The sequence below is a fragment of the Collinsella intestinalis genome (assembly GCF_902364775.2).
GTDB lineage: Bacteria > Actinomycetota > Coriobacteriia > Coriobacteriales > Coriobacteriaceae > Collinsella.
Map to the genome: position 1 here is coordinate 970,182 of NZ_CABJEU020000001.1, position 15,306 is coordinate 985,487.

Annotated in this window: 16 protein-coding genes; all 16 read right to left on the minus strand. The window is 63.9% G+C overall.

Features of this window, described 5'->3' with window-relative positions; all coding sequences use genetic code 11:
* Window positions 1–6: 6 nt before the first annotated feature.
* Window positions 7–924 carry a CpsD/CapB family tyrosine-protein kinase gene (locus FY258_RS04210; protein WP_118103389.1) on the minus strand — a complete coding sequence of 306 codons (918 nt, stop codon included), beginning with the start codon at window positions 922–924 and terminating at the stop codon, window positions 7–9.
* 1 nt (window position 925) lies between these two features.
* Window positions 926–1,582 (minus strand): YveK family protein, encoded by a 657-nt coding sequence (locus FY258_RS04215; RefSeq protein ID WP_118103391.1) that lies wholly within the window; start codon window positions 1,580–1,582, stop codon window positions 926–928.
* A gap of 149 nt (window positions 1,583–1,731) precedes the next feature.
* A complete protein-coding gene (gene recO / locus FY258_RS04220) occupies window positions 1,732–2,478 on the minus strand; it encodes a DNA repair protein RecO (RefSeq protein ID WP_118103393.1) in 747 nt (248 codons plus the stop codon).
* A 149-nt stretch (window positions 2,479–2,627) separates the two neighbouring features.
* A complete protein-coding gene (gene era / locus FY258_RS04225) occupies window positions 2,628–3,650 on the minus strand; it encodes a GTPase Era (RefSeq protein WP_118103395.1) in 1,023 nt (340 codons plus the stop codon).
* 137 nt (window positions 3,651–3,787) lie between these two features.
* Window positions 3,788–4,177, minus strand: coding sequence for a diacylglycerol kinase family protein (locus FY258_RS04230; protein WP_118103397.1), 390 nt, complete (start codon window positions 4,175–4,177; stop codon window positions 3,788–3,790).
* A gap of 8 nt (window positions 4,178–4,185) precedes the next feature.
* Complete coding sequence (ybeY, locus tag FY258_RS04235; protein WP_118103399.1) at window positions 4,186–4,695, minus strand: rRNA maturation RNase YbeY; 510 nt, start codon at window positions 4,693–4,695, stop codon at window positions 4,186–4,188.
* Window positions 4,676–5,746 carry a PhoH family protein gene (locus FY258_RS04240; protein WP_118103401.1) on the minus strand — a complete coding sequence of 357 codons (1,071 nt, stop codon included), beginning with the start codon at window positions 5,744–5,746 and terminating at the stop codon, window positions 4,676–4,678. Before FY258_RS04240 ends, ybeY begins: the two co-directional genes overlap by 20 nt.
* Window positions 5,743–7,026 (minus strand): MiaB/RimO family radical SAM methylthiotransferase, encoded by a 1,284-nt coding sequence (locus FY258_RS04245; RefSeq protein WP_118103403.1) that lies wholly within the window; start codon window positions 7,024–7,026, stop codon window positions 5,743–5,745. The genes FY258_RS04240 and FY258_RS04245 overlap by 4 nt, the downstream gene beginning before the upstream one ends.
* A 12-nt stretch (window positions 7,027–7,038) precedes the next feature.
* Window positions 7,039–8,202: a molecular chaperone DnaJ gene (gene dnaJ / locus FY258_RS04250; RefSeq protein ID WP_118103405.1), complete on the minus strand. Its 1,164-nt coding sequence runs from the start codon at window positions 8,200–8,202 to the stop codon at window positions 7,039–7,041.
* Between the two features lie 212 nt (window positions 8,203–8,414).
* Complete coding sequence (locus tag FY258_RS04255; RefSeq protein ID WP_182279412.1) at window positions 8,415–9,518, minus strand: DnaJ domain-containing protein; 1,104 nt, start codon at window positions 9,516–9,518, stop codon at window positions 8,415–8,417.
* 213 nt (window positions 9,519–9,731) lie between these two features.
* Complete coding sequence (locus FY258_RS04260) at window positions 9,732–10,202, minus strand: deoxycytidylate deaminase (RefSeq protein WP_118103409.1); 471 nt, start codon at window positions 10,200–10,202, stop codon at window positions 9,732–9,734.
* 49 nt (window positions 10,203–10,251) lie between these two features.
* Complete coding sequence (locus FY258_RS04265) at window positions 10,252–10,671, minus strand: PIN domain-containing protein (RefSeq protein WP_259324437.1); 420 nt, start codon at window positions 10,669–10,671, stop codon at window positions 10,252–10,254.
* A gap of 16 nt (window positions 10,672–10,687) precedes the next feature.
* The gene (locus FY258_RS04270; RefSeq protein WP_118103411.1) at window positions 10,688–10,978 is read right to left on the minus strand and encodes a hypothetical protein; all 291 of its coding nucleotides are present in this window, start codon (window positions 10,976–10,978) and stop codon (window positions 10,688–10,690) included.
* A 40-nt stretch (window positions 10,979–11,018) separates the two neighbouring features.
* Complete coding sequence (hemW, locus tag FY258_RS04275; protein ID WP_259324438.1) at window positions 11,019–12,215, minus strand: radical SAM family heme chaperone HemW; 1,197 nt, start codon at window positions 12,213–12,215, stop codon at window positions 11,019–11,021.
* 265 nt (window positions 12,216–12,480) lie between these two features.
* Window positions 12,481–13,473: a tRNA dihydrouridine synthase DusB gene (dusB, locus tag FY258_RS04280; protein WP_182279413.1), complete on the minus strand. Its 993-nt coding sequence runs from the start codon at window positions 13,471–13,473 to the stop codon at window positions 12,481–12,483.
* On the minus strand, window positions 13,470–15,278 hold the full coding sequence (gene lepA / locus FY258_RS04285; RefSeq protein ID WP_118104021.1) for a translation elongation factor 4: 1,809 nt from the start codon (window positions 15,276–15,278) through the stop codon (window positions 13,470–13,472). Before lepA ends, dusB begins: the two co-directional genes overlap by 4 nt.
* Window positions 15,279–15,306: the final 28 nt, after the last annotated feature.

Genomic DNA, 15,306 nt, shown 5'->3' on the forward strand with positions numbered 1-15,306 from the left:
CTATTGCTACTTCTTAGACCCCGGCTGAATGCTCGCAATGAACTGAGCGGTAGTATCCGGAGCAATCTTGGCGCCCGTCTGCGGAATTGGCTTAAGTCCCTGTGCCGCAACAGGATTCTGTGCAGCGGGAGCTGACTGACGGGAGGCACCAGCGGCTCGGGGCGCCTTGCGGGCAACGGGGCGAAGCGAGGATGGCTTAGAAACGGCCTGAGTCGTGGGCGCGTTGACCGGAGCAGCGGGGGCATTAGAGTCGTCTCCGCCACGAGAGTAGTACTCGGTATAGTACTCGCTCTTCTCACTCTTGCAGAGGTTCATAACCGCGCCAATCAGATTGGCGCCCGCCTTTTCAAGCTGCGCATGCGAAGACGCCAGCTCGTCACGACGAACAACATTCTGGCCAACCACGAGCAACGTGCCATCAGCCACCGTGGAAAGTACAGCAGCATCCACGAAGGCAGACAGGGGCGGCGTGTCGAAAATGACGTAATCGAAGCTGTCGAGGGCCGCATCGACCATCTTGCGGAATCGCTTTGAGCTCAGCAGCACATCCGGGTTGGGAATATGCGGCTCGCTGTCCAGGAAGTACATGCCCCTCGTACCGGTTGCGACCATGGCATCAGCAAGTGCCGTCTGGCCGCAGAGCACAGAGTAAACGCCGGAGCGAGCATGAATGCCCAGGCTGTTGGCGATAGACCTGCGACGCATATCACACTCCAGCAGCAGCACACTGCTACCAGAACTCGCAATCGCCTCAGCCAGAGAAATGGCAACCGTGGTCTTACCCTCGTTGGGGACCGAGGAGGTCACGACGATGGAGCGAATCGGATCGTCGACGGATGCGAAACGGATATTAGCGGCAAGCGTTTTGATCGCATTCTGCATATGGATCTGATCGATTCCGACTTTCTTCTGCTTCTTCGCCATATTAGCGACCGCCCTTCACAACCGGAATACGACCAATCACCGGGATACCAAGGATCTCCTCAGCCTCATCGGCGGTACGAACCTTGGTGTTCAACATGTCTGCGACAACGATGATAGCAACCGCCATGAACAAACCACCCATAAACGCAACCGCAACGTACAGCGGGCGCGAAGGACCGCTCGGCGCAACGGGAGCAAGGGCTGCGTCAATGATGTTGACCGCTTCGACCTTCATAACGTCCTGGGAGATGGCGGCAACGTTCTCCGCAATGGAGTTGGCGACCTTGGCAACCAGCTCGGGCTCGGTACCGGTTACAGAAAGCTCAATCACACGGGAAGTCGTAGCGCTGGTGACTTCGATTTCGAAGTCCTTGAGGCTCTTGAGACCCAGGTCATCCGCAGTCGCCTTGCGCACACGATTGGACTTGAGCAACGTGGTGACGTCATTTGCCACCATCTGGGACGCAGAAAGGTCCGTGGACAGGTTGCCGGCAGACTGCTCCTGGTTGGTGAGCACGTACATGCTAGTTGTTGCGGTGTACGTATCCGGCATGAACATGAAGGAATACACGCCGATGAGCAGAGCGCACACGATCGGCAGACCAATGACGAGCTTGATGCGTTTCTTCATCAAGTCGAGCAATTCGAGAAGTGTCATTAACTAACCTCTCCATTTCCCGTTGTGCAAACAGACTTTATCGAGTTGCAATTGTAGCAAAATGACCATAAATTACTTACATTCATTTGCCCAGCTACATATTTACAGATATTGGGCAGATTTAGCCGGCAATTGGGCCAGGAAGTGGGCTAACGCCCCAGCAAAAACTCGAGCGCCCGCAGGCGGCAATCCAAGTGGGTCGCGGCCCACACGTGGGAGAAGCCAAGCAGACGCGCGGCCGTATATGGATCGATGGGTGTTGCGGCGAGTTCATCGAACCTCATGGAGATAAGACTCGCCAGCCAAGCGGGTTCGCCGAGCTCGAGTGCCTCGCTACCGGCCACACTCGAGGCGCAGCTCGCGCAGAGCAGACCGCCCGCATGCGCGGAGAAATACGTTGGCGCCTCGTCCTCACACGCCACGCAGGAGGAGCAATCGGGCAGGTACCCAATGTGCGAGAGCAGCTTGAACACGTACGCGGCAACGATGAGGTCGAGATGCGGCGCGTCGAGCGAGGCGAGCTGCGCGAGAACCGCGCGCGTGATCGCGAACACAAATGGGTCCTCGGCGTCCTCGTAGGTGCAATGGCGGGCCACCTCGGCCACCGCGCTCGCGGACATGAGTAGTTCATAGCTGGGCTGCGACCCCAGCGGCGCCGCAACGAGTTCCGCCTGGGATACGATGTCCAGGCTGCGCCCATGCGCCAACAGCAGATCGACCTCGCAGCACAGTTCGCACCGGGCGGCCAGACGGCTGCCCGGCTTGCGTGCGCCCTTGGCAACCGCGCGGACCTGCCGACCAGTCTGGTCGACGAGCGTCAGGATGAGGTCGGTCTCTTTGAGCTTTGTTTTGTCCAGCACGATGGCCTTTGTGCGATACGTCCTGCTACCGGCCATGGCCGCTCGCAACCAGATGGACCGTTCCCACGTCACGGACTATACGTCGAATGCGAGTTCCGCACGAGCCGAAGGCCCCGGTGGGGCCTTCGAGCGAGCAGGACTGTCCGAGCAGGCGATGTATAGGTCGAGACGCCCGGGGATGGGTGCTACTCATCGTCCGCCGCGTAGCCAAAACGGCGAATCTCGCGGGCATCCTCGCGCCAATGCGGCTTGACCTTCACGTCGAGCCCCAGGAACACGCGGCACCCGAACATGCGCTCCAGGTCGCGGCGCGCCTCGACGCCGATGCGCTTGATCATCTCGCCGCCCTTGCCCACGATGATGCCCTTCTGGCCCTCGCGCTCAACATACACGGTGGCATGCAGACGCAGCAAGTCGCGCTTGGGACGCTCAAACTCGTCGCACATAACGCCCACGGCATGCGGGATCTCCTCGCGCGTATGGCGCAGCACCTTCTCGCGCACAAACTCGGCGACCATAACCTCATCGGCCTCGTCGGTGCCCATGCCCTCGGGGAACCAGCGCGGACCTTGCGGCAGGTAGGCGGCAACCACGTCGACGAACGCCTCGACGTTGAAGCCCTCGGTGGAAGAAACGACAATCTCGTCATCGAACTCAACAAGGGCGCGGGCCGCCTCGAGCTGCTTGAGCATCTCCTCAGGGCTCGCAAGGTCGGCCTTGGTGAGCACCAGGACCTTGGGCGCCTTGGCGGCGGCCACGCGCTCGGCAACCCAGGCGTCACCACGGCCGATGGGCGCGCTCGCGTCGATCACAAAGGCGATAACATCCACGTCCGAGAGCTCACCCAAGGCGCTCTTGTTGAGCTCGCTGCCCAGGCCGTCCTTGGGCTTGTGGATGCCGGGGGTGTCTACGATGACCAGCTGGCAGTCCTCGCGGTTGACCACGGCGCGCAGGCGGCGGCGGGTGGTCTGAGCGACCGGCGAGGTGATGGCGACCTTCTCGCCGTAGCAGGCGTTGAGCAGCGTGGATTTGCCTGCGTTGGGGCGGCCGACCAACGCGACAAAGCCAGAGCGGAAACCCTCGGGGACATCGGCGCACAGGGCGGGCGCGTCCATGGCACCGGGGAACTCCCCCGCCTCGATCATGGCATCGAGCTCATCGTCGGAAAGGTCGGCGAACGGGTCGAAATCGGTCATGGTATCGGACATAGGTACTCCTCAACAGATACGTTGGAACTAAAGGCGTGCAATTGGGACGGGTGCGTTTTGCACATTATGCAACGCGGTGTGCCGGATGTGTAAAACGCACCCGTCCCCTATTGCACACCACGGGCGGAATCTTGGCGCTAGTGCCAGGAGCCGATCAGGCCGAAGTCGTGGGCGAACACCAGGATGCCCACGATCGCGGCGGTGATGGACAGCACGTACACGCTGGCGGCGGCGATGTCCTTGGCGCGCTTGGCAAGCGGGTGCAGCTCCTGCGTGGCCAGGTCGACAATGGCCTCCATGGCGGTATTGCACAGCTCGGCAAAGATCACCAGGCCGATGCAGATGGCGATGAGCGCCCAGCTGATGAGCTGAAGCTTGGCCACAAAGCCCACGATCACCGTCAACACGCCGGCAACCAGCATGACCTTGATGTTGCGCTCGGTCTTGACCGCGGTGACAAAGCCCTCGATCGCATAGCCGAACGAACGGATGAAGGACGGATGGTCCTTATTGGAACCCGGGATCATGGCAGCTCCTAGTCGTGTGCGTGGTTGGTGATGGGGCCGACCTCAACCTTGGAAGGGTCGTCGCCGCGTTGGACGGCCAGCTCACGCAGCAGCGCATCCTCGCGTGCCTCCATCTCCTCGGCCTCGTCGTCCTCGATATGGTCGTAGCCGAGCAAGTGCAGCAGCCCGTGGACGAACATGAGGCGGCACTCATCGGCGGGGTCGTTGCCAAAACCAGGCGCCTGCCGCGCGATGACCTCGGGGGCGAGGATGATATCACCGAGCTCAAGAACCTCGTCCACCGGGATATCCTCGTCAAAGGCGGAATCGCACTCAAACGAGAGCACGTCGGTGGTGCGGTCGATGTCGCGCCACTGGCGGTTGAGGTCGTGCATCTCGTCCTCGTCCACATAGGAGAGCGAGATCTCGACATCACGCTCCACGCCCTCGGCGGCGAGCACGTGCGCGGCGATCGCGCAGACCTCGTCCTCGGACAGCAGCGTGTCGAGGTTCGCGTCGTTACTGATGAGCACGGACATGTCCATCATCCTTTCCCTTGTGACGGGCCTTCCCCGCGGCCTTGCCACCGGCACCGGACGTATCAATTTGTACCTGTCCCCCATTGAGACCATGGGGTTGGGCGTCGAAGGCCTCGTAGGCTTCCACGATTTTACCAACCAGGCTGTGGCGGACGACGTCGGTGCGCTCGAGTTCGACGAACGCGATGTCCTCGACGCCCGAGAGGATGTTCGCCACGTCGGTCAGGCCGCCGCGCTTGCCGGGCAGGTCGCGCTGCGTGGCATCGCCGGTGATCACGAACTTGGAATTGAAGCCGAGACGCGTGAGGAACATCTTCATCTGCTCGGGCGTGGTGTTTTGCGCCTCGTCCAGGATGACGAACGCGTCGTTCAGGGTGCGGCCGCGCATGTAGGCCAGTGGCGCGATCTCGATGACCCCGCGCTCGACGAGCTCGTGGACGCGCTCGTCGTCCATCATGTCGAACAGGGCGTCGTAGAGCGGGCGGACGTAGGGGTCCACCTTCTCCTCGAGCGTGCCGGGCAGGAAGCCCAGGTTCTCGCCTGCCTCAACGGCCGGGCGCGTCAGGACGATACGGCCGATGTCGCGCCGCTGCAGGGCGCACACGGCCATGGCCATGGCCAGATAGGTCTTGCCGGTGCCCGCGGGCCCAAGGCAAAACGTCACGGTGTTGTTGCGGATACCCTCGACATACCGGCGCTGACCGGGGGTCTTGGCGCGGATGTCTTTGCCGTGATACGTGAGCAGGACGTCGTTGTGCGAGCGCAGTGCCCGCGCATCCTCGCGGCGAAGGGCACCGATGAGGCGCTCGACGTCGTCGGCGCGGAGGCAATCACCCTCGCGGGCGGCCGCGAACAGCTGCTGGAACACGCGCGTGAGAAGCTCGACCTCCGCGGGATCGCCCGCGATCGAGACGGTGTCGCCACGCAGCGTGACGCCCGCATCGCTCAGTGCCTCAATCGCGCGGAGCAACTCGTCAGACGCCCCGGTAACGGCACCGGGGTCGACGCCCTCGGGGATGCTCAGGCGCACACGCGCGGTCCCGGCGCTCATAGGTCGCTCTCCCCCATGCTCGCATGCAGCAGACCACGGTCGTCCATGCCCGTGATCTTCACGCGGACGAGCTGACCCGTGCGGTCGGTGCCGGCATCGTCCACGATCACGCGATGGAAGCTGCCGAGCGTGCCGCGGTTGCCAAACTCGAGCACGGCCGTCTCGCACGAACCGATGCGCGCACGCGCGTCGGCCTGCGAGGTGTTCTCGGCCACATGGCGAAGCTCGCTCGAGCGGGCGGCCATGACCTCAGGCGCCACCTGGCCGGGAGCGGTGGCAGCGGGAGTACCGGGGCGGGCGCTGTAGCGGAACACGTGCATGCGGGAAAAGCCCACGCGCTCGCACAGGGCGCGGCTCTCGGCGAACTCCTCATCCGTCTCGCCGGGGAAGCCGGCGATGATGTCGCAGGAGATGGCGGCGTTCGGGAGCTTGGTGCGGATGCGGTCGACCATGGCCTCGTATTGCTCGTCCGTGTAGGGGCGATTCATGCGCTCGAGCGTGGCCGTGCAGCCGGACTGCAACGGGAGGTGCAGGAACGGGGCAACGCGCTCCCCACCCGCGACCATGGCGTCGATGAGGCGGTCGTGGACGTCCATGGGCTCAAGCGAGGACAGCCTCACCTGAGGGATGTCCGTCTGCTCGAGAATGATGTCAAGCAGTTCGTCGATCTCGACGTGCGAGTCGGACGCATCGATGCCGTCGTAGGCACCGAGGTTCACGCCGGTGAGGACGACCTCTGGGATGCCCGCGCGCTCGGCGCGACGCACCTGTTCGAGCACGGAGGCAACCGGCACGGAACGCTCAGGTCCGCGCGCCTTCCACACGATGCAGTACGAGCAGCGGTTGTTGCAGCCGTCCTGCACCTTGACGCCCAGGCGCGAGCGGCCGAGCAGGTCGGCAAGGTCGTGTCCCTCGTCGAGGTTGACCGTGCGCGCGGGCAGGCCCGCCGCGTCGGCGGCGGTGCGGGCGACGTCGATCTTGGAGGGCTGGGCGATGACCCTCGGCGACAGGTCGGTGAGCTCGTTGGGATGCAGGTTGACCACGCAGCCCGTCACCACCACGATCGGCTCGCGCGGGAGCCCCAGCGCATGGCGGACGGCCTTGCGCGTCTTGGACTCCGCCTCGCCCGTGACGGCGCAGGTGTTGATGACGATGATGTCGGCCTCGTCCTGATCGACCAGCGAAAAGCCGGCGCCCACGAGGTCGGAGGTGATGCGGTCGGATTCGACGCGGTTGACCCGGCAACCCAGGTTGACCACGCATGCGAAGGGACGCGTCATATGGCTACCGTCCTAATCGAGGATCTCGTCGATGGCGTCGCGGATGCGGTCGCCCATGGTGCGATGCTTCTTGGAGCCGGACGCGTTCTCGCCCGCCGCCTCGGCAAAGCGCTCAAGCGCCTCGCGGGCGTCATCGGAGAGCTTGGTGGGGACGTCGACCACGATGCGGGCGACGAACCTGCCGCGGCTGCCGGTGCCCAGGCGGGGCATGCCGTAGCCGTCCACCACAAGGGCCTCGCCGTACTGCGTGCCGGCGGGGACCTCGAGCTCGAAATGCTCATCGGGCAGGATGCCCTCAACATCGACCGTGCAGCCCAGCGCCGCCTCGGCGATGCCGATGTGCACCTCGCTCAGCAGGTCATCCCCGTGGCGCTCGAAGCGCTCGTCGGCCTCGACCTGGATGGTCACGATGAGGTCGCCGGCACCAGCGCCGCGGAAGCCCGCCTCGCCGTAACCGCGCAGACGCAGCTGGCGACCGGTACCCACGCCCGCCGGAACCTCGACGTCCAGGCGCTCATGGGTGCGGACGCGACCGTCGCCGTGGCAGTGCGAGCAGGGCTTGTCGATGACGGTGCCCTCGCCCTTGCAATCGGGGCACGGGGAGCTGGATTGCATGGCGCCGAAGATGGATTGCTGGACCGTGGTCACATAGCCCGTGCCGTTGCAATGCGGGCACGGCTGCTCCTGGCCGCCGGCCTCGCTGCCGGAGCCGTTGCAGTCCTCGCACGGGCCGAGACGGTCGAACGTGATGGTCTTCTTGCAGCCCTGAGCCGCCTCCTCAAGGGTGATGGAGAGCGAGATGGCCATATCGCGGCCGGCGCGGCGACGGGCCCGGTCGCGGGCGCGGTCGCGCGTGCCGCCGCCGGAGCCGCCAAAGATCGAGGAGAAAATGTCGTCGACACCCATGCCACCGAAGATATCCGAGAAATCAACGAAACCGGAGCCGCCGGGCATGCCGTCGACGGTACCGTAGCGGTCGTACATGGAGCGCTTCTGTTCGTCGGACAGGACCGAGTAGGCCTCGTTCAGCTCGGCGAACTGCTCGTTCGCATCGGGCGCATCGTTATGATCGGGATGAAGCTTGACCGCCTTCTTCCTGAATGCGCGCTTGATCTGATCGGGCGTGGCATCGCGATCGACGCCGAGCACCTCGTAGTAATCCCTCTTGTCCGCCACTGTGTGGACCCTCCCCCAAGGTTTTCCTTAACTCATGCGGCCGCGCGGGACGCGAACGCCCTGCGGGTCGCGCCGCACCCCCGACGGATGCGGCACGCCGGCGCCGCCTCCAGGACCGCATAAGGCCACGGGCAGCGCACCGACGCTTTTCGTTCTACCCAAAGCGCGGCAGCCTCACACGCTCAAAATGACTCGGGCGAATTGGGCGCACGCTACATATACCGATACGGCCCCAAGAACATGGCCTGCGTGCAGCTGGAGAACCACACGGAGATCAAGGCGAAGAGCAGACCGTTTGAAACGCCGCTGGCAAACACCTGCAAGCCGCGCTTCCACCACAGGCCGCTGCGATGGAACACGTCGTCGGTAAGGACCATGACCAGGCCCATGACGAGCGGGATCGCGCACAGCAGCAAGAACATGGAGAACGTGCCCGAGAACGAGGAGAGCACCAGGAAGGGCGTTACCAAGCCGAGCGTGTAGAAGCCCGAGCGGGCACGGCCCTCGAGGCGCTCAGCACTCACATGGGCGCGGCCGACCAGGTCGCCTGTCTCGCCGCCGTTGGTGCCGGCGTTACCGCGGCCCTTCATACGGACCAGATCGCCGTCGTGCGTGCCTGCTGGGAACTCGACCACGGCCTCGCCCTGGACGCGCGTGCGGCCCTCGCCGCCGCACACCGGGCACGGATCGGCAACGACCTTGCCGGAGCCGCCGCATTCAGGGCACACCATGCGGGCCTGACCCATGCCGAACATGCCCAGGTCGACGGCGATGGAGCCGGTACCGCCGCACGTGGGGCACGCGCGATGATGCTCGGAGGCCACCGAGCCGGAACCGTGGCAGTTATCGCAGGATTCGTAGCGCGGGTACTTGACCGCAACGCGCGCACCGTCGCGCGCCTGCTCGCGGGAGAGCTTGACCTCGACGACCACGTCCGCGCCGATCGAGGGGTTGTATGCGGAGGCGCCGCGGCGGCGCTGCGTGGAAAAGCCGCCCATGCCGCCGAACGGGAAACCAAAGCCCCCAAAGCCGGTGTAGCCTCCGGAGTACCCGCCCGAGGCGGGTGCGGGACCGCCTGCGGCGGCAAACGGGTTGCCCGAGCGCATGGCGTCGTACCGGGCGCGCTTCTGCTCGTCGGAGAGGACGGCGTAGGCCTCGGAGACCTCCTTGAAGCGCTCCTCGGCATCCGGTTCCTTGTTCACATCGGGATGCAGCTTGCGGGCCTTCTGCTGGAACGCCTTCTGGATGTCCTTGGCCGAGGCGTCCTTATCCACGCCAAGGATGGCGTAGTAGTCTTTATCGTTCATTCCTGCCATGTGGCAAAAAACTCCCTGCTACGGCTGTATTCAGTGGGAGACATTATATCCCGATGAACACCCGGCACACCCACGGAGCGTCATCGGGCACCAAATGCCCCCAATGTGTAAGGGGGGGCGGGTGCAAACCGCACAATGTGCAATTTGCACCCGTCCCCTTTTACACGCGCGAGCACGCGCCGGATCAATTCGTGCCTGTCCCCAATTGAGACGTTAATCCCCGAGCTGGACCTGGCGATACGTGATGCCACAGCGATCGAGGATGTTCTTGGAGATAAGGTTGTCCTCGGTGCCGCAGTACTTGTCGTCCAGGTACACGACCTCGCCGATGCCCGCCTGCACGAGGGTCTTGGCGCATTCGTGGCACGGGAACAGGGTGACGTAAACAGTCGCACCCGCCATGTCCTTGAGAGAACCACGGTAGTTGAGGATCGCGTTGGCCTCGGCATGAATCACGTAGTTGTGCTTGTCATGCAGCGGGTCGTCCGCGGTGCCCCAGGGGAAATCATCGTCGTTCAGCGCTGACGGCGTGCCGTTGTACCCCACCGAGAGGATGCGGTTGTTCGTATCGGCAATGCAAGCGCCCACCTGCGTGTTGGGATCCTTGCTGCGCAGGGATGCCGCAACGGCGGCGCGCATGAAGAACTCGTCCCAGCTGATCACATCTTCGCGTTTACCGGGCATGGCGCCCTCCTCTCAAACGGTTTTGCACAGCATGGCGCAACCGCCGACGCTACGCAAGGGGATTGAGTGGAAATACCTCAAGATACTCCGCGCATGTCATGGAACGGACCGTCGATCGCCGATACGCCGCGGCGTCTCGGGTAAGTATGAAGTCGACATCGTTGAGCTCCGCGCACGCACGGATCATCCCGTCCTCGAAGTCGGGCTCATCTGACGCGACCGACATGAGGCACTCCTCAGCGCTTATGGGAACGATGCAGACAAGCTCCATCATATTGTTGAGGAGGATGCGGGCGCGCTCCAAGCCGTACTGCTTGCGCAGGACGTAAAACGCGTCGTTGAGGGATGTGGGCGCGACCAGCGCCAGCTCACCGAACCCGTTGCAGCGCCGCAGGACCTCCCGCGCTTCTGCACTCTGAGGCCGGCCAAGCGAGACCGCATCGAGAAGTATATTCGTGTCGAGCAACAAGCGCGGCCCGTTAACGTTACGCATGCTCGCCCGCCAGAACATCGCGCATCCCCTCGCGGTCCATCCCGTTGAACCACGCGTCAGAGGGAGGCAGTGTGTCGCAATACGAGATGAAATCGTCATAGGGCGAGTGCGCATCGCACACAGCCTTTTCAGCCTCGAAAGACGGAATCTCCCTGGTAAGGGCCACATGCTCCCATAGCGACTTGACAAGGTCGCCCGCGCTCATGCCCGCGCGCTTGAGGATGGGCGAGACCTTATCGCGAACAGACTCGTCCACACGACCGGAAATGACGCAACTTGCCATGGCGCTCCTTCCTGTATACGTGTAGACAGTATAGCACCTATCAGCACGCAAGAGCCCAGAGGAGGCCGAAGAGCTCGTTGCCCTCCAGCCAGCCCAGGTGCGAGGGCACGAGGGCCCGGCCGTCCCACGTGGCGAGGCCGGACCTCACCGCCGCCTCGCAGGCGGCCCGCAGCTCGAGCTCGGGAATGAGGGCGGCGGCACGCTTGAGCAGGTCGATCCCAATGCCGTCGGTCATACGGCATGCGAGCATGAGGTCCTCGGCCATGGCCTCGCGGGGCGTGAGGTGCTCGGTATCGAACTGCACGCCCTCATCGTCAAGCTGGCGGTAGCGCACACGCCCCTCGTGCAGGGCGCTTGAGGGGTTCGCGCCCGATGTGTAAAAGGGGTACGTCCCCAAATTACACATCTCGGCAGCGGAGGGGATGTCGAACATGCCGGCGGCGGAGCGACCGAGGCCCAGATAAGGCTTACCGGTCCAATACGCGATGTTGTGGCGGCAGCGCTGACCAGGCTGGGCGTAGCTCGCGACCTCGTAGCGCTCAAAGCCCGCGCCTGTTAGCATCTCGACAGCAAGGTCCATACATGCGGCCTGAAAATCCTCATCGGGAACCGCGATGCGACCTTGCTCCTCCAAACGCGCAAGCGGCGTGCCCTCCTCGAGCTGCAAGGGGTACACCGAAATATGATCGAGCCGCAGCGTCATGAGAGTCTCGAGCGTGCGGCCGAACGATTCGAGCGTCTGCCCGGGCAGCCCGCACATGACATCGCATGAGGTGGAAAAACCAACTGCCTTGACCTGAGCAATGGCGAGCATGGCCTGCTCGGCGGAATGAATGCGACCGATGGCCTTTAGCTCGCCCGCATCGAGTGTCTGAACGCCGAGGGAGATGCGTGTGACACCGGCCTCGCGCAGGGCCTGCGCGAGCTCGAGCGTGAACGACTCGGGATTTGCCTCGCAGGTGAACTCGACGGGGTCGCAATACCCACGCACGCGCTCCACCAGCGAAACAAGGCGCGCGCCCAAGAGGCTCGGCGTTCCCCCGCCGATGTAGACCGTCTCCACCTCGTCGAGCTCACCCGCAGCACCGTATGTGTCGATCTGGGATGCGAGGGCGGTGCAGTAGCGGTCCATCGCGGCGTCGAGCTCACAACCGCCCAAGGCGCGCGAGTCAAAATCGCAGTACAGGCATTTTGCCTTGCAAAACGGAATATGCAGGTACAGAGCGCGCGGCTTCACGAATAGCGACCCCCAACTCCAAGGTACCGATTGCGGATACTCAACCCTAGTTACCAAAACCCGAAGTTTATTTTGCATTTCCCCAGGATTCGGAAAAAAATCGTCGACTTTTGGCAATTAGTTTCGAACTATGCCAGATATCCAAAGAAACATGCCCCGCACGAAACGGCGGCTTGCGGCTCCCGCGGCGTACATGCGGGTCCGCGAGGCAAACCAGGGCAACGCCGCATCAAAAACTGGGCTCCAAAACTCCGGCAAGCAGACGTCATCGGCCGTCCGCGTCAGGCCCCACCGCCAACTCGGCCTCGGCCTCGTCGAGCAGGGCCATGAATTCGTCGTAGGTTGTGCACTGCACCACGCGGCCACGCCACGCAGCGGCATGCGGCAGGCCCTTGAGGTACCAGCTCGAGAACGCGCGACCGCGCGCCATGAAGGGCTGCGTCTCGTGCAGCAGCGTGAGATGTTCACGCAGGGCCTCGATGCGCTCGAGGGCGCCGCGCTCGGGCACGGGCACACCGTCGAGGGCAAGCGCACGTGCATCACCGAACACCCAGGGATTGCCATACGTACCGCGGGCGATGAACACGGCATCGGCGGCCGTCTCGGCGAGCATGCGCACGGCGTCCTCCGCGGAGAACACGTCGCCCGATCCGATGACGGGCACGCTCACTCGCGCGGCGACCTCATCGATGGTGGACCAGTCGGCCTCGCCGGTGTACAGCTGGTTGGCGGTACGGCCGTGCACGGCAACGGCGGCGCCGCCGGCCTGCTCCATGCGGGCGGCGAACTCGGCGGCCGTATTCTCCCCCGCCGCAAAACCGCGGCGGATCTTGACTGTGACGGGTACGCGCGCCTCGCGCACGCATGCCTCCACCAGCGACGCGGCAAGCTCGGGTTCCTTCATGAGTGCGGATCCCTCGCCCTTGGTGATGACCTTGCGCGCGGGGCACGCCATGTTAATGTCGATGAGCGTGAGCTTGTCCCCCACGCGCTCCTGCACGGCGTTCACCGCGAACGCGAATTGCTCGGGTTTGGTGCCGAACAGCTGCACGCAGATCTGCGGCTCCTCGGGCTCCGGCTCCACGAGCACCCAGGTTTTGGCGCTCTTATAGGAGAGGCCGGCCACGCTCACCATCTCGGTATAGGCCATCTCGGCACCGCGACGGCGGCACATGATGCGGTACGCCGCATCCGTGACGCCCGCCATGGGCGCCATCAGAAACGGCTGACGCTTGAATTGTTCGCGCAGGTCGATCAATCTTCGACCTTCAAAATGGCGAGGAACGCCTCCTGCGGCACCTCGACGGAGCCGATGGCCTTCATGCGCTTCTTGCCCTCTTTCTGCTTCTCGAGCAGCTTGCGCTTACGCGAGATGTCGCCGCCGTAGCACTTGGCCAGAACGTCCTTGCGACGCGCTTTGACGGTGGAGCGGGCGATGATCTTGTTGCCGATGGCGCCCTGGATGGGTACCTCGAACAGCTGGCGAGGGATGATCTCCTTGAGCTTGTCGCACAGTCCGCGGGCCAGGCCGTAGGCCTTGTCCTTGTGGACGATGAACGACAGGGCGTCGACCTCGTCGCCGGACAGCAGGATGTCGAGTTTGACGAGCTCGCTCATGCGATAGTCGGAGAACTCGTAATCCAGGGACGCGTAGCCCTTGGTACGGCTCTTGAGCTGATCAAAGAAGTCGAGGATGAGCTCGGCGAGCGGGATGTCGAAGTGCATCTCCACGGACTTCTGCGACAAGTGGATCATGTCGGTGGTGATACCGCGGTGCTCGATGGCAAGCTGCATGACCGCGCCGGTGTACTCGGGCGGGGTGATGATCTTGGCCTTGAGGTAGGGCTCCTCAATGTGGTCGATGCGCGTGACGTCGGGCAGGTCCTGCGGGCTGCGGACCTCGATCATCTCGCCATCGGTCTTGTAGACGTGGTAATCCACGCTGGGGCTCGTCGCGATGAGCGCCAGGTCGAACTCGCGCTCCAGGCGCTCCTTGATGACCTCCATGTGCAGCAGGCCGAGGAAGCCAACGCGGAAGCCAAAGCCGAGCGCCGCAGAGGTCTCGGGCTCCCAGACGAGCGACGGGTCGTTGACGTGGAGCTTCTCGAGCGCGTCGCGCAGGTTCTCGTAGTCCTTGTTGTCGATCGGGAACAGGCCCGTGTAGACCATGGGCTTGGCCTCGCGATAGCCCTCCAGGGGCGCGTCGCAGGGATTGCCCGCGAGGGTGAGGGTATCGCCCACGTGCACGGCCTCGGGGTCCTTCAGGCCCGTGACCACAAAGCCGACCTCGCCCACGCCGAGGGTGTCGAGCGCGAACTCGGCGGGACGACGCACGCCGACGCCGTCGACGAGGAACTCCTCGCCGCCCTGCATCATGCGCAGGTGGTCACCCTTCTTGACCTGGCCGTCGAAGATGCGGACCGTGGCAACGACGCCGCGGTACTCATCGAAATAGGAATCGAGGATAAGGGCCTTGAGCGGCTTGTTGGCGTCGCCCTTGGGCGGGCTCACCAGAAACACGATGGCCTCGAGCAGGTCGTGGATGCCCTCGCCCGTCTTGCCGGACACGCACACGGCGTCGTCGGCGGGGATGGCGAGCTCATCCTCAATCTCGACCTTGACCTCCTCGGGATGCGCGGAGGGCAGGTCGATCTTGTTGATGGCCGGTACGATGTCCAGGTCGGCGTTCATCGCGAGGCTCGCGTTGGAAACCGTCTGCGCCTCGACGCCCTGCGTGGCGTCGACCACGAGGACCGCGCCCTCGCACGCGGCGAGCGAGCGGGAGACCTCGTAGGTGAAGTCGACGTGACCAGGCGTGTCGATGAGGTTGAACTGGTAGGTCTCACCGTCGTCGGCGTCGTACATGACGCGGACGGCGTTGGACTTGATGGTGATGCCGCGCTCGCGCTCGATGTCCATGGTGTCGAGCAGCTGCGACTCCATATCGCGCTCCTCGACGGTGCGGGTGAGCTCGAGGATGCGGTCGGAAATCGTCGACTTGCCGTGGTCGATGTGCGCAACGATTGAGAAGTTGCGGATGTGGGAGGTATCAAAAGTATTCATGCTGACCATCTTACCTGAAAGGACGCCT